This is a genomic window from Aquitalea sp. ASV11, assembly GCF_016429185.1.
Taxonomy (GTDB): domain Bacteria; phylum Pseudomonadota; class Gammaproteobacteria; order Burkholderiales; family Chromobacteriaceae; genus Aquitalea; species Aquitalea pelogenes.
On the sequence record NZ_JAELUD010000006.1, the window covers coordinates 39,602 to 53,374 of the forward strand.

A 13,773-nucleotide genomic window follows, 5' to 3' on the forward strand; every position below is an offset into this window, starting at 1 on the left:
TGCTGCGACAAAGAAGCACAGCACTGGAGAAACCATCATGCTCATCAAGAAACCCGCCGACATCCAGCCTTCGGAAATCACGCCCGAAGGCGTGTACTTCAACCGCCGCCAGTTCATGCTGGGTAGTGCCGGGCTGTTGCTGTCCGGTGAAACCCTGGCCGCACTGGCGGGCAAAAAAAGCCCGCTGTCCACCAGCGACAAGCCCAACAGCCTGAAAGAAATCAGCACCTACAATAATTTCTACGAATTCGGCACCGACAAGAGCGAACCGGCCATGTATGCCGGGGCCTTGAAAACCCGGCCGTGGAATGTGGTGGTGGATGGTGAAGTGGGCAAGGCGCGCAGCTTTGGCATCGAGGAACTGCTGAAACAGCCGCTGGAAGAGCGCATCTACCGTCTGCGCTGCGTGGAAGGCTGGAGCATGGTGATTCCGTGGATAGGCTTTCCGCTCTCCAGCCTGCTCAAACAAGTCGCCCCCAACTCGCGCGCCAAATACGTGGCCTTCGAAACCCTGCAACGCCCATCCGAGATGCCTGGCCAGCGCAGCCGCGTACTGGACTGGCCTTACCGCGAGGGGCTGCGCATGGACGAAGCCATGCACCCGCTCACCATTCTGGCCGTCGGCCTGTACAACGATGTGCTGCCCAACCAGAACGGCGCGCCCATCCGGCTGGTGGTGCCGTGGAAATACGGCTTCAAGAGCATCAAGTCCATCGTGCGCATCCATTTGCAAGAGCAAATGCCCGCCACCAGCTGGAATATGGCCAATGCCCATGAATACGGCTTCTATTCCAATGTGAACCCGGAAGTGGACCACCCACGCTGGAGTCAGGCCAGCGAACGGCGCATCGGCGAATTCCTCAAGCGCAAAACGCTGATGTTCAACGGCTATGGCGATCAGGTGGCCAGCCTGTACCGTGGCATGGACCTGCGCAAGAACTTCTGACATGACGACCCTGCGCATGAAAAACCCTGCTGCCGCCCGCCAGCCTGCCCGCTTCAACTGGCTGAAGATTGCGGTCTTTGTGCTCTGCCTGCTGCCACTGGCCCGCGCGGCGTGGATTGTGCTGTCCGGCGCTGCCGTCAACCCGGTGGAGTTCATCACCCGCTCCACCGGCACCTGGACGCTGAGCTTCCTGCTGATCACCCTGGCCATCAGCCCCTTGCGCCAGCAATTCGGCTGGGGCTGGCCGCTGCGTCTGCGCCGCATGCTGGGCCTGTATGCCTTTTTTTACGGCTGCCTGCACTTAACCACCTATGTGTGGCTGGACCAGTTTTTTGACTGGCCCGGCATGCTGCACGACATCGCCAAGCGACCCTTCATTACCGTGGGCTTTGCCGCCATGCTGCTGATGACGCCGCTGGCCATCACCTCCACCCAGGGCTGGATGAAACGGCTGAAACGCAATTGGGGCAAGCTGCACCAGCTGGTTTACCCGGTGGCGCTGCTGGGCGTACTGCACTACTGGTGGCTAGTGAAGAAAGACCTCACCCAGCCCATGCTGTACGCCAGCGTGCTGGGGGTACTGCTGGGCTGGCGGCTGGTGCGCAAGCTGCGGCAGCGCGCTAGCTGACCCGCTCCAGCACCACGGCAATGCCCTGCCCCACGCCAATGCACATGCTGCACAAGGCATAGCGGCCCTGACGGCGTTGCAGCTCATAACTGGCGGTGGCCAACAAGCGTGCACCACTCATGCCCAGCGGATGGCCCATGGCAATCGCCCCACCATTGGGGTTGATGTGGGGCGCATCCTCCGGCAGGCCCAGCTCACGCAGCACCGCCAGTGACTGGGCAGCAAAGGCTTCGTTGATTTCAATCACCTCCATCTGCTCCAAACGCAGACCCAGCCGCTGCAACAGCTTGCGGCTGGCGGGTACCGGGCCCATGCCCATCAGCCGTGGTTCCAACCCGGCGCAGGCCATGCCCAGTACGCGGGTGAGTGGGCGCAGGCCATGCTGCTGTACTGCACGCGCCGAAGCCAGCAGCAAGGCGCAAGCCCCGTCGTTCACCCCGGAGGCATTGCCCGCCGTCACCGACAGATCCTTGCCATTGATGGCGGACAGCCTGGCCAGCCCTTCCAGCGTCACCTCCGGGCGCGGGTGCTCGTCACAATCAAACACCCGCTCCGGCTGGCGCGGACGCGACAGCGTCACCGGGATGATTTCCGCGGCAAAGCGGCCCTGCTGCTGTGCGGCGTGCCAGCGTTGTTGCGATTGCAGGGCAAAGCAGTCCTGATCGGCCCGGCTGATGCCAAAGGCAGCTGCCACGTTGTCAGCGGTTTGCGGCATGGAGTCGGTGCCAAACTGCTCTGCCAGCAAAGGGTTGATAAAGCGCCAACCGATGGTGGTGTCAAACAGCGCCTGATTGCGGTCAAAGGCCTGAGCCGCCTTGCCCAGCACCAGTGGTGCACGCGACATGCTCTCCACCCCGCCAGCCAGCAGCAAATCGGCCTCACCCAGTGCGATGCAGCGTGCGGCGCTGCCCACTGCATCCATGCCGGAACCACACAGCCGGTTCAGCGTCACCCCGGCAGCCGTAATGGGCAGACCGGCCAGCAAGCCCGCCATGCGTGCCACATTACGGTTGTCCTCCCCGGCCTGATTGGCACAGCCCAGCCAGATATCATCCAGCGCCCCCCAATCCAGCTCGGGGTGGCGCGCGTGCAAGGCACGCAAGGGCAAGGCGGCCAGATCATCACAACGGATGGTGGACAGGCTGCCGCCATAGCGGCCAATCGGAGTACGGACGGCATCACAAATAAAAGCGTCTTGCATTACAACACCTCGGCAGGGGATGACAGGGAAGAAAAGGCCTGTTGCTGCAACCAGGCAGAAACGCGGTAGTGACCATCACCGTGGTAATCCGCCAGATGGTGCAGCACCTGAGCCAGCCAGCCATAGCCCAGCCGTCGGCCCCAGGCCAATGGGCCTTGTGGATAATTCAGGCCCAGGCACATGGCACGGTCGATATGCTCGGCACTGGCAAGGCCTTGCTGCAGCACATCAGCCGCTTCATTGACCAGCATGGCCACCGTACGCAGTACCGGCAGCCCGGCGGCATCCGGCAGATGGCACAGGCGGATGCCCGCGACATTCAGCATGACCTCCAGCGTCTGCCGCTCCGTCAGGGACAGGCCAGGGCTGGACTGGGCGGCCAGCAGACTGACGTGCTGAAAATCAACAGCCTGATCCAGCAGCAGGCAAGGCCGCTGTCCCGCCTGTTCGCGCCGCGCCGCCGGGCGGCCATCACTTAAATAGACATGCGCCCCCCCCGCCTGCAACAGCCAGTCGGATGCCGTATCGTGGCTGCCCACTACAGGTGCACCGGCTTGTTGCAGCCGCTGTGCCAGTACTGCGGCCACAGGTTGCGCCAGATTGAAGCTGATCTGACTGCAGTCCGGCTGTTGCGCGGGCAACGGGTCTGGTGCAGCGGGCTCCACTTGTGGATACAGGTAATAACCACGACCGCTTTTGCGTCCCAGCCAGCCTGCGGCCACCATTTCCTGCTGAATCCACAAGGGGGTGTAGCGCGGGTCGTAACACATGGCCTGCCAGATGGAGCGATGCACGGCCAGATTCACATCCAGGCCAATCAGGTCCATCAAGGCAAACGGCCCCATGCGAAAACCGCCGCTGTACTGCAACAGGCGGTCCAGCGTGACGCTGTCGGCCAGGCCTTGTTGCAGGCAGCGCAGGCTTTCCAGATAAAACGGCCTGGCAATGCGGTTGACGATAAAACCGGGACTGGAGCGCACCAACACCGTCTCCTTGCCCCAGGCGCAGGCAGTGGCACGCACTTGTTCCAGCACATCCGCTTCCGTGGCCAGGCCACGCACGATCTCCACCAGGCGCATGGCTGGAGCCGGGTTGAAAAAATGCATGCCCACCAGCCGCTGCGGTGCGGCCATGGCGGCGGCAATGGCGGTGATGGACAGGGAGGAGGTGTTGCTGGCCAGCAGGCAGTCCGCCGCCACGATTTGCTCCAACTGGCAGAACAGCGCCTGCTTGGCGGCCAGGTCTTCGACAATGGCTTCAATCACCAGACCGGCGTCGGCCAGTTGCGCCAGTTGTTCGGCGCGGGACAGCCGTTCTCCCAGGCGCGCCAAGTCTGCGCCGGATAACTTGCCTTTGTCGGCCTGGCGCTGCCAGTGTTGGTGAATGGTCTCTACCGCCTGGGCGCTGGCTTGGCCATTGGCATCATATAAACACACCGGATGGCCAGCGGCAGCGGCCACCATGGCGATGCCACGGCCCATCACGCCACTACCGATAATGGCCACCTGTCGTGAAACAGAAAGGGCTTGTTGCATGGGTTCTCTCTTTCGTGAACAGGCGGGATCAGCATCCCTGCCACTGTGGTGGACGCTTTTCCAGAAAGGCGCGGATGCCCTCCTGCCGGTCCTGGCTGGCGGACAGGGTGACAAAATGAGCACGCTCCTGTGCCAGCCCGGCGGACAAGCTGGTTTCGGCCGCCGCCAACAACGCCGCCTTAGCTAGGCGCAAGGCCAGCGGGGCGTGCCGGGCAATGCGTGCTGCCAACGCCTGGGCCTTGGGCAGGCAATCGGCATCCGGCCACACCTCGGCCACCAAGCCGGCCTGTCTGGCTTCTTCGGCCCCAATAAAGTCGCCGCTGAGCACCATTTTCATCGCCAGCGACTTGCCCACCGCCCGCAGCAGACGCTGGGTACCACCGGCACCCGGCATGATGCCCAGCTTGATTTCCGGCTGGCCGAAGCAGGCAGATTCCCCGGCAATGATGATGTCGGCGTGCATGGCCAGTTCGCAGCCGCCGCCCAGCGCATAGCCGCACACCGCCGCCAGCAGTGGCTTGGGAAAACGGGCAATGGCGGCAAACAACTGCGGGCGTTCGTCACACAGCATGGCGGGCATGCTCTTGTCCGCCATTTCCGCCAGGTCTGCCCCGGCGGCAAACACGGTGTCACCACCGGTCAGCACCACCGCCGCCACCGCCGCGTCCTGTTCGGCCTGAGCCAGTACCGCCACCAAGGCGGCCAACAGGGGCGTGGACAGCGCATTGCGAACGGCGGGTCGGTGCAAACGCAAGGTCAGCACCCCGTCCAGCGGCCCGGAGCAATGCAGTAAATCGGGAATATCGGCATATGGCATGCTTGTTTCTCCTTGGGACGGTGTGGATCAGCGCGGCTGTACCGTTGCGGCGGCGGCAAGCGGTGCAGGCGTCGCGCCGGACTCCGGTGCATCCAGCGCCGGGATGCGCTTGAGCAGCCACAGGGTGCTGAACAGCGATACCAGCGCATAGCAAGCAGAAATCATGGCCACCAGGCTGATGCCGCCCGTGAGATTGAGCAGCCACTGCGCCAGCACCGGCGTGCCTCCGCCGATCAGCAAGGAACACAGCTGGTAAGAAAAGGACATGCCGGTGTAACGCAGCTGCACCGGGAAGGCCTGGGCCAGAATGCCGCCAATGGCTCCGTAAAACATGGAGTGCGGAATTGTGGCCAGGCACATGGCACTGACAGCCAGCCAGTAACTACCCGTGGAGATGGCCCAGAACATCAACGGCATCAGCAGGAATTCCGGCAGCAAAATCCACAAAATGGCCTTGACCTTGTCCATACGCGATACCAGCACCGCGCCAAATGGCTGCACCACAAACTGCACCACCAGAGCCCACAGGATGATCTGCAAAAAGGTTTCCCGGCCATAACCCAACTCACTGGTGGCCCAGGACAGGGCGAAGGTGGTTTTCAGATACGTCACGTGGATGACGGTGGGCACCAGCATGGCCATCCATACCAGCATGCCGTGCTGACGGATCACACTCAGCAGCGGCAGCCGCTCTACCTTGTTCTCGGCAATCACCTGCTGCATGGCACGGGATTCGCTCAGTTGCAGGCGGATAAACAGCCCCACCAGCACCAGTAGCGCCGATAGCAGGAACGGAATACGCCAGCCCCACTGCACAAACTCCGGCATGGGCATGCGGCTGAGCAGGAAGAACACCAGCGTGGCCAGCAGATTACCCGCCGGTGAGCCTTGCTGGGCAAAGGCGGCATACAGGATGCCCTTGCTCTTGGGTGCGTTTTCGCTGGCAATCAGCACTGCTCCACCCCACTCGCCGCCTACGGCAATGCCCTGCACGATGCGCAGCAGCACCAGGCAGATGGGTGCCAGCACACCAATGCTCTGGTAGGACGGCAGCAGGCCGATGCCCAAGGTGGACAGGCCCATCAGCATCAGGGTAATCACCAGCGTGGTCTTGCGGCCGATACGGTCGCCAAAATGGCCGAAAATGATGCCGCCCAATGGCCGGGCGATAAAACCGGCCCACAGCGTGACAAAGGAAAGCAGCGTGGCCACGCCCGGGTCCAGCGAAGCGGGAAAAAATACCTTGCCAAACACCAGCGCGGCGGCAAGACCATAGATATAAAAGTCGTACCACTCGATGGTGGTGCCGACAAAGGCAGCAATGGCGGCACGCATCGGTTTTTTCTTGTCGTGCGCCTGGGTATGCACGTGTTGCATGGATTTGTCTCCAAAATAAAGGCGTGTCCCCCGGCATGGCAGGCTGGCTGCTCGCGGGAGACACCGGGCAGGAATGGCTCAGCCGTGGCTGATTACCACCCCGGCATCCAGTAGCGCCTGCTGCTGTGCAGGCGCATAGCCCAGTTCGGCCAGTACGTCACGGCTGTGCTGGCCCAAGGCCGGGGGCGGCGTGTCATAGCGCGCAGGGGTGCGCGACAGCTTGATTGGCGAGGCGGTACCACGGTATTCCCCCATACTCACAAGCAACTGGCGATAAGCGGTATGCGGATGCGCCACCACCTGCTCCACCCCCTGTACCGGCGCGCAGGGCACGCCGTCATGCAACAGGCGCGGGGCCAGCTCTTCAGCCCGGTGCTGGCTGAGGGCTGCCTCCAGCGCCTGCTTGAGTGCCGGGCGATGAGCGCAGCGGCTGCGGTTGTCGACAAAGCGCGGGTCATCCGCCAGAGCTGCACACTCCAGCCGCTGGCATAGCCGGTAAAACTGGCGGTCGTTGCCCACGGCCAGATACAAGGGCACGCTGGCGGTACGGTAGCTGTCGTAAGGCGCGATATTGGGATGGGCATTGCCACTACGCAGCGTGGCCGTGCCCGAGCCAAAGTAATTGGGTAGATGCGGGTGCAGCAGCGACACACCGCAGTCGTACAGCGCGATATCCAGCGATTGCCCCAGCCCGCTGCGTTCGCGCTCATACAGCGCCAGCAAGATGCCAGACAAGGCATTCAGGCCAGTCACCATGTCCACCACCGGCAGCCCCACCCGCAATGGTGGCCCGTCCTGCTCACCATTGACGCTCATCAGACCGGTCATGGCCTGGATGGCGGCATCGTAGCCAGGCAAGCCCCCCAGCGGCCCCTCCGCGCCAAAGCCGGTCACCGCGCAATGAATCAGGCGGGGAAAGCGCGGTGCCAGATCGTGGGCATAGTCCATGCCCCAGCGCGCCAGTGTGCCGGGCTTGAAGTTTTCCAGCAGCACATCAGCCTGCTCCAGCAACTGCCACACAATGGCCCGCCCTGCTTCTTGCGACAGGTCGACGCAAATGGCGCGTTTGTTACGGTTGACGCCCTCGAAGTACCAGGCGGTATCACCCAGAAAAGGCGGCCCCCAGCTACGGGTTTCATCCCCGCCGGGCGGCTCCAGCTTGATGACATCTGCGCCATGATCGGCCAGTGCCTGGCTGCAATACGGCCCGCCCAGCACCCGGCTCAAGTCCAGCACGCGCACCCCGTGCAAAGCGCCTGCTGCCCGCTTCATGGTTGTGCTCCGGCAGGCAGGCAAGTCATGGCCTCATCCAGATTGATATCCTGATCAGCCAACAGTTTTGTGGCCAAACCCACGGGCAGGGCCGCGTCATCCAATTGCATTGGATCCTGTGGCAATACGCGGTGGCGCAGCACGAGATGCGCCAAGGCCAAGCGACGGTAGTTCGGGGCCAGCTGCGCACCTTCCCAAGCCATAAACAAGGCAGTCAACACGTGGTAGAACAGGCTGCCCGCCTGGCGAACCGACTGTTCCTCGCCCCGCTCGGCCAGCTGCACCAGATTGTCAGCAGCCCGCTGCAACAGACGACGGAACAACTGATCACTGGCGGCAGGCAGCTGAGCCTCGTCCAGCAAGGCCCGCGCATGGGCCAGCAAGGGTGGCAGCGCCCCCGCGCGTTTCACCGCGCGCAGGATATCCAGCGCTACGATATTGCTGGTACCTTCCCAGATGGACCCCAAATGGGCATCGCGCACAGTGCGGGCATCGCTCCATTCCTCGATGTAGCCCAGCCCGCCGCGCACCTCCATGGCGTCGCCGGTCACCCGGCGTGCATCGCGGCAGGTACGGAACTTGATCAGCGGCGTCAGCAGCCGTACCGCGCCTTGCGCACTGGCATCACCGGCATCGGCCCGCCCCAGCATTTGCGCGGTATGCATGAACATGGAACGCCCTTGTTCGGTAGGCAGCAGCATCTTCAACAACTGGCGTTGCATCAGCGGCATGTCGATCAGGCGTTTGCCAAAGGCCTGACGCTGACCGGCCACGAACAAGGCTTCTGACAAGGCGCGGCGCATCAGCCCGGCAGACCTCACCCCATTGGACAGCCGCGACATATTGATCATGTCGGCCATTTGCTGGAAACCACGGCCAATCTGGCCAATCAGATAGGCCGTTGCGCCTTGCAGCACAATTTCCCCGCTGGCCATGGAACGGGTGCCCATTTTCGGTTTCAGCCGCACGATACGGTAGGCATTGCGCGTGCCATCTGGCAGTTGCTTGGGCAACAAGAACAAACCCAGGCCATGTATCCCTTCAGGCGCCCCTTCCGGGCGTGCCAATACCATGGCCAGATCGGCATCCGGATTGGAGCAGAACCACTTGTCGCCATACAACTGCCACTGTTCGCTGCCGTCAGCCGCCTGACCGCGTACGGCACGGGTGGCCACCTGGCCGACATCCGAACCGGCCTGCTGCTCGGTAATGAACATGGCGCCCTGATAGAGCTGGTCAAAATTGCGGCTGCTGAGATGAGGCAAATAACGGGCGACCAGTTCGGGCTCGCCAAACTTGCACAGGGTACGGGTGAGGGAGTCAGTCATGCTGACCGGACAGCACAGGCCGAATTCAGCCTGCACAAACAGATAGGTCAGGGCATATTTCAGCAATGGTGGATTATTTTTTCCATCATGACTGAGCGATGCCAAGCCCAATTCTGAATAAGCTACCTTTTCCAGCTTGATATAAGCCGGGTGCTTTTCAATATGATCCACAGATTCGGCACGTCGATTTCGCGGATACAACACTGGAGGGTTCCGATCAGCCAGCAATGCCAGCTCATCCAATTCCGCCGTTATCCTGCCACCCAAATCAAACAACTGTTCTTTGATGCTGGAATAATACTCGTCCCCTAAATGCAGGGACAGCAAGGCAGCCAGATCTTTATCCGATGCAAAGAAATTACAGTTCCTGCTATCGGGAATATTATTTCCACCATGACCATCCTGATGCATTGCCATTTGTTTTCTCCTCAAGAATCATCATCCGAATCAAGCGACAGCCAAGCTTGATTAATGAAGAAAACAGGCTATTGGCATGGCACTGCATGCGTCCAATACATTTAAATTTTCGAACGATAAATCATGTTTATCGACATCAATGGAAGAAGAAAATGGAGCTCAGACAATTACGCAACTTCCTTGCAGTTGCTGAAGAACTGCATTTTGGTCGAGCGGCAAAACGGCTGCATATTTCTCAGCCGGCCTTGAGTTTTGACATTCGGAAACTGGAAGAAAGAATAGGTGTTAAGCTATTTTTGCGAAACAACAAGGAAGTCCGGCTCACACGATGTGGTGACGCTTTGCTGATCAAATGCAGAAGCCTGCTGGAAGGTGCGGATGAATTGCAGCAGATGCTGCACAGCTATGCACAGGGGAAGAAAGGGTTTATTCGCCTGGGCTTTATCAACTCCATGCTCTATCGCGGCCTGCCGGAAGCAATTGCACAATTTTCCCGACAATATCCCGGTGTAGCCGTTGCCCTGAAAGAAATGGGCACACAGGAGCAGATTCTTGCGCTGGAGAAACGGCAGATTGATATCGGCTGTGCCAATGGTGCGCACTTTCCTCCTTGCATCCGGGCCGATGTGGTCGTGGAAGAGGCATTTGTCTGCTGCCTGCCGCAGGCTCATCCATTACACCAACAAGCCACTATCGACCTGTCTGCCCTGCGACAAGAATCATTCATTCTGTTTGCACCGGAAGTCTCGCCTCATTTCCACCATCAGATTCTGGCCCAATGTGCTGCTGCCGGCTTTTATCCACGTATTCAGCATCAGGCCCGCACCTGGGAAACCATCATCACCATGGTGGGGATGGGGCTGGGTATCGCCTTGGTACCACAAGGTCTGCAGCATATCGCAACCGAGCGCGTCGGCTACCGCCCCTTGGTTGACATGTTGCTGACAACCAGGGTGCTGCTACTCCGTCATCAAGACGTCCATGAAAGCTGTATTCCCTTACTGGCGCAGGTACTGCAAAACCATATCAACCCAGTGGCCTAGATGCAGGCTCGACCTGCTCGAAATGCTCCACCACCGGAAACGGCTGATAAAAATGATGCAGCAGCCGTTTCCACTCCTGATAGCCCGCTGACTGCCGAAAACCCTGTTCGTGGGCGGCGACGCTATCCCAGCCCACCAGCAGCAGGTATTTGCCTTCCACCTCCAGACAGCGCTGCAACTGGTGCCAGTGATAGCCGGGCATGCTGGCGATAATGGTTTGCGCCTGGGCAAAGGCGGTTTCGAATTCCTGCTGCATACCGGCTTTCACTTGCAGCATGGCGGCTTCCAGAATCATGGGCAGTCTCCCTGAAAACATCAGAATGCCATAGAACACAGGGTTTGCAGTGGGCCGCCACAGCCACTAAAGTAGCCGTTTTGCCGTAAACGGATAGACGGATATGTCCAAGGAAAAAACGCCGGTCACCCAGGCCATTCGCGTGCTGCGCGAGCACAAGGTGGAATACAGCGAGCACCTGTACAAATACGAGGACAAGGGTGGTACCACGGTGTCGGCACGCGAACTGGGCGTGGACGAGCACTGCGTGGTGAAGACCCTGATCATGGAAGACGAACAGAAGCACCCGCTGATCGTGCTGATGCATGGCGACCGCGAAGTGGGCACCGGCATGCTGGCCAAGCAGATTGGCGTGAAGAAGATCAACCCCTGCGACCCGAAAACGGCAGACAAGCACAGCGGCTATCAGGTGGGCGGCACCAGCCCGTTTGGCACTCGCCACCCTATGCCGGTATATATGGAAAGCAGCATTGCCCAGCTGCCACGCATCTATATCAATGGCGGCAAGCGCGGTTTCCTGATCGGCATCGACCCGCAGGAAGTCATCCGCGTGTTGCAGCCGGTGCTGGTACAGGCGGCAGCCTGAATACGGACGCAAAACAGGGCGGTAAAACCGCCCTGTTTGCTAGCAAAGTCTGCCGTTTTACCACCACCAGAACATGAAGCCCCAGGCGGCATCCACCAGTGCCATGCCGGCCAGCAGGCAAGCCAGTGCCGGCAAGGTACGCCAGCCGATCTGCCATTGCCGCACGATGCCCGCCGCCAGCCATAGCGACCAGACATTGGCCAGCAACAGCAGGCCCAGGCGCAGATCATTGGCCCACCCGGTGGTAATACCTTCAGCCTTGAGCAGGGTGACGGTCAGCGCCGACAGCCCCAGGAACACACCGATACCGGCCAGCGGAATCAGGCTCTGAGCCAGATGATGCAGACGCTGGCTGCGCCACGCGCCAGCCAGGCGCACCGCACAGGACAGCGCCAACAATAAGCCGCTGCCCAGCACCAACGCCGTACCCAGCATGTAGGCGATGATGGCCATGCCATCCAGCCAGGAAAATACGTCGTTGTGATTCGGGTAATGCGTGAGCAGCCACCACGGCGCATTGGTATCCAGCGGCCACATGATGTCGTGGTCCACCAGCCATTCCGCCACCGCCTGTTTCATGTCGACAAACCAGGGGCTGGCCGTCCAGTGGAACCCCCCCATGGCAATACCCAGCAAGCCATAGACAATCAGCAGCGTCTGCCATGCACTGGCCTCTTTGGCTGCAACCTTCACCACCTCTTCAGCCGGAGAACGCAGACTCAGGGTGATGGCATCGCGGTGACCGCTGCAACGGCCGCACATATGACAGCCACTGCCGCCCTGCATGTGGCGTAGCGGCTGCAGGGGGGCGCAGTCCACCGCCTGGATGCGGATGACGCCGGACTGGCGGGCTGACTCCTGCCAGCGCTCTTCATCCACCTTGTAATGCATGGGAGCCAGCTTGGAGAGCAAGGCAAATACGCCGTTCACCGGGCACAAATGGCGACACCAGGCGCGCTTGCCACGGGTGTATACCAGGCCCACCGCAATGGCTGCTACCGTGGAGCCGCCCAGCACCAACAGCGCCGCCTTGGGATACTGGTAAACACTCACCAACTGACCGTACAGGGTGGTGAGGGCAAAGGCGACAAAAGGCCAGCCGTCCCAGCGCATCCAGCGCGGAATCGGACGGCCCAGGCCCTTCTTGGCCGCCCATTCACTGAGCGCGCCTTCCGGGCAGAGCACGCCGCACCACAGTCGGCCAAACAGCACCATGGACAGCAGCACGAAGGGCCACCAGATGCCCCAGAACACAAACTGGGCAAAGATGGTGAGGTTGTTGACGATACGGGCACTGTCGTCCGGCAGCGGCAGACAGGCGGGGATGATCAGCAGAGCCGCATACACCAGCACCACCAGCCACTGCAACAGGCGCAACGTACCGGCATGATCGCGCAGCCAGTTGCCCACCACGGCCAGCCTGCCATGTCCCAAGGGCGCATGGCTGCCACATCCGCCAGACACGGTGCGCACCAGTTCGGGCCGGCGGCGGTGATCAGACTGCGGTTTCATGCGGACTGACGACGCTTACGCCAGAAGAACAGGCCGGACACTCCCGCCCAGAACGCCAGATAAGCCAGCAGGCTCATCAGTGCCGGGTGGGCACGATAGCCGGTGAGCGAAGCCACCACACCACCAGCCGGGCTCATGTCGTCCAGCAGTGCCGAGCTATCCCACAGCGGGTCGATCAGCGCAGGCAGGATTTCCATGGAAATCAGCTTTTCCACCCCGGCCAGGAACAAGGACGCCCCCAGCAGCAGCAGCATGATTTCGGTCACGCGGAAAAACAGGCGCCAGGACAACACCTTGCCACCCAGCTGCAATACATAAAAGGTGAGGAAAGCCAGCGCCAGGCCCATCAAGGCCGCGCCACTCATGTGCAGCAAGGTCTGGCCGTCGGCGCTGCCCAGCATGCCGTACAGGAACACCACCGTCTCGCTACCCTCACGGGCCACGGCAATGGCCACCAGCGTGGTGACACCCCACCAGTTGGCAGTGCTGGCATTATCGGCCAGGCCGGATTCCAGCTCTTTTTTCAACGTGCGGCCATGCTCGCGCATCCACAACACCATCTGCACGATCAGGCCGGCAGCCATGAACTCCATGACGGTCTGGAACACATCCTGCGAACCCGCCATCAGGGTGCTGGCAGAAAACAGCGCCACCGCCAGCAATACCGCCAGCGCAATCCCCAGCGCCACACCACCCCACAAATAGGGCTTACCGGCGCGGCCTTGCGGGTTCTGGTTCATCCAGGCATTCAGGATACCCACCACCAGCAAGGCTTCCACGCTTTCGCGCCAGACAATGAACAGCACCTGACCCATT

13 protein-coding genes are annotated in these 13,773 nt (G+C 61.1%); 4 read left to right on the forward strand and 9 right to left on the reverse strand.

The features are described 5' to 3' along the window. Positions 1-37: 37 nt before the first annotated feature. The gene (gene msrP / locus JHD62_RS03655) at positions 38-946 is read left to right on the forward strand and encodes a protein-methionine-sulfoxide reductase catalytic subunit MsrP (protein ID WP_199101804.1); all 909 of its coding nucleotides are present in this window, start codon (positions 38-40) and stop codon (positions 944-946) included. 1 nt (position 947) lies between these two features. Further along, the gene (locus JHD62_RS03660; RefSeq protein ID WP_199101805.1) at positions 948-1,574 is read left to right on the forward strand and encodes a sulfite oxidase heme-binding subunit YedZ; all 627 of its coding nucleotides are present in this window, start codon (positions 948-950) and stop codon (positions 1,572-1,574) included. On the opposite strand, the gene pcaF is transcribed toward JHD62_RS03660, so the two are convergent. The 6 genes from pcaF to JHD62_RS03690 form a co-directional block, all read right to left on the reverse strand. After that, the gene (gene pcaF, locus JHD62_RS03665) at positions 1,567-2,775 is read right to left on the reverse strand and encodes a 3-oxoadipyl-CoA thiolase (RefSeq protein ID WP_199101806.1); all 1,209 of its coding nucleotides are present in this window, start codon (positions 2,773-2,775) and stop codon (positions 1,567-1,569) included. The genes JHD62_RS03660 and pcaF overlap by 8 nt on opposite strands. Further along, positions 2,775-4,310, reverse strand: a complete 1,536-nt coding sequence (locus JHD62_RS03670; protein ID WP_199101807.1) for a 3-hydroxyacyl-CoA dehydrogenase — start codon at positions 4,308-4,310, stop codon at positions 2,775-2,777. Before JHD62_RS03670 ends, pcaF begins: the two co-directional genes overlap by 1 nt. Positions 4,311-4,338: 28 nt before the next feature. Continuing rightward, the gene (locus tag JHD62_RS03675) at positions 4,339-5,127 is read right to left on the reverse strand and encodes an enoyl-CoA hydratase-related protein (RefSeq protein WP_199101808.1); all 789 of its coding nucleotides are present in this window, start codon (positions 5,125-5,127) and stop codon (positions 4,339-4,341) included. A gap of 27 nt (positions 5,128-5,154) precedes the next feature. Beyond that, positions 5,155-6,504 (reverse strand): MFS transporter, encoded by a 1,350-nt coding sequence (locus tag JHD62_RS03680; RefSeq protein ID WP_199101809.1) that lies wholly within the window; start codon positions 6,502-6,504, stop codon positions 5,155-5,157. A 78-nt stretch (positions 6,505-6,582) separates the two neighbouring features. Further along, a complete protein-coding gene (locus JHD62_RS03685; protein WP_199101810.1) occupies positions 6,583-7,776 on the reverse strand; it encodes a CaiB/BaiF CoA-transferase family protein in 1,194 nt (397 codons plus the stop codon). Next, a complete protein-coding gene (locus tag JHD62_RS03690; RefSeq protein WP_199101811.1) occupies positions 7,773-9,521 on the reverse strand; it encodes an acyl-CoA dehydrogenase family protein in 1,749 nt (582 codons plus the stop codon). Before JHD62_RS03690 ends, JHD62_RS03685 begins: the two co-directional genes overlap by 4 nt. Here JHD62_RS03690 and JHD62_RS03695 point away from each other — a divergent pair. Then, complete coding sequence (locus JHD62_RS03695) at positions 9,452-10,564, forward strand: LysR family transcriptional regulator (protein WP_233160605.1); 1,113 nt, start codon at positions 9,452-9,454, stop codon at positions 10,562-10,564. The genes JHD62_RS03690 and JHD62_RS03695 overlap by 70 nt on opposite strands. On the opposite strand, the gene JHD62_RS03700 is transcribed toward JHD62_RS03695, so the two are convergent. Continuing rightward, entirely contained in the window at positions 10,548-10,859 is a 312-nt protein-coding gene (locus JHD62_RS03700; protein WP_199101813.1) for an antibiotic biosynthesis monooxygenase, read from the reverse strand. The two genes, JHD62_RS03695 and JHD62_RS03700, sit on opposite strands and share 17 nt — an antisense overlap. 103 nt (positions 10,860-10,962) lie before the next feature. On the opposite strand from JHD62_RS03700, the gene ybaK reads away from it, so the two are divergent. After that, entirely contained in the window at positions 10,963-11,445 is a 483-nt protein-coding gene (ybaK, locus tag JHD62_RS03705; RefSeq protein WP_199101814.1) for a Cys-tRNA(Pro) deacylase, read from the forward strand. 57 nt (positions 11,446-11,502) lie between these two features. Here ybaK and JHD62_RS03710 read toward each other — a convergent pair whose 3' ends face one another. Together JHD62_RS03710 and JHD62_RS03715 are read right to left on the reverse strand one after the other, a co-directional pair. Next, positions 11,503-12,957: a 4Fe-4S binding protein gene (locus tag JHD62_RS03710; protein WP_199101815.1), complete on the reverse strand. Its 1,455-nt coding sequence runs from the start codon at positions 12,955-12,957 to the stop codon at positions 11,503-11,505. Continuing rightward, positions 12,954-13,772, reverse strand: a complete 819-nt coding sequence (locus tag JHD62_RS03715; RefSeq protein ID WP_199101816.1) for an FTR1 family protein — start codon at positions 13,770-13,772, stop codon at positions 12,954-12,956. The genes JHD62_RS03710 and JHD62_RS03715 overlap by 4 nt, the downstream gene beginning before the upstream one ends. Between the last annotated feature and the right edge of the window lies 1 nt (position 13,773).

Coding starts and splice junctions, on each gene's coding strand:
- JHD62_RS03710 (WP_199101815.1), bottom strand. CDS start 12,957: ATGAAACCGCAGTCTGATCACCGCCGCCGGCCCGAACTGGTGCGCACC.
- msrP (WP_199101804.1), top strand. CDS start 38: ATGCTCATCAAGAAACCCGCCGACATCCAGCCTTCGGAAATCACGCCC.
- pcaF (WP_199101806.1), bottom strand. CDS start 2,775: ATGCAAGACGCTTTTATTTGTGATGCCGTCCGTACTCCGATTGGCCGC.
- JHD62_RS03690 (WP_199101811.1), bottom strand. CDS start 9,521: ATGGCAATGCATCAGGATGGTCATGGTGGAAATAATATTCCCGATAGC.
- JHD62_RS03670 (WP_199101807.1), bottom strand. CDS start 4,310: ATGCAACAAGCCCTTTCTGTTTCACGACAGGTGGCCATTATCGGTAGT.
- JHD62_RS03675 (WP_199101808.1), bottom strand. CDS start 5,127: ATGCCATATGCCGATATTCCCGATTTACTGCATTGCTCCGGGCCGCTG.
- JHD62_RS03715 (WP_199101816.1), bottom strand. CDS start 13,772: ATGGGTCAGGTGCTGTTCATTGTCTGGCGCGAAAGCGTGGAAGCCTTG.
- JHD62_RS03695 (WP_233160605.1), top strand. CDS start 9,452: ATGCAAAGAAATTACAGTTCCTGCTATCGGGAATATTATTTCCACCAT.
- JHD62_RS03700 (WP_199101813.1), bottom strand. CDS start 10,859: ATGATTCTGGAAGCCGCCATGCTGCAAGTGAAAGCCGGTATGCAGCAG.
- JHD62_RS03685 (WP_199101810.1), bottom strand. CDS start 7,776: ATGAAGCGGGCAGCAGGCGCTTTGCACGGGGTGCGCGTGCTGGACTTG.
- ybaK (WP_199101814.1), top strand. CDS start 10,963: ATGTCCAAGGAAAAAACGCCGGTCACCCAGGCCATTCGCGTGCTGCGC.
- JHD62_RS03680 (WP_199101809.1), bottom strand. CDS start 6,504: ATGCAACACGTGCATACCCAGGCGCACGACAAGAAAAAACCGATGCGT.
- JHD62_RS03660 (WP_199101805.1), top strand. CDS start 948: ATGACGACCCTGCGCATGAAAAACCCTGCTGCCGCCCGCCAGCCTGCC.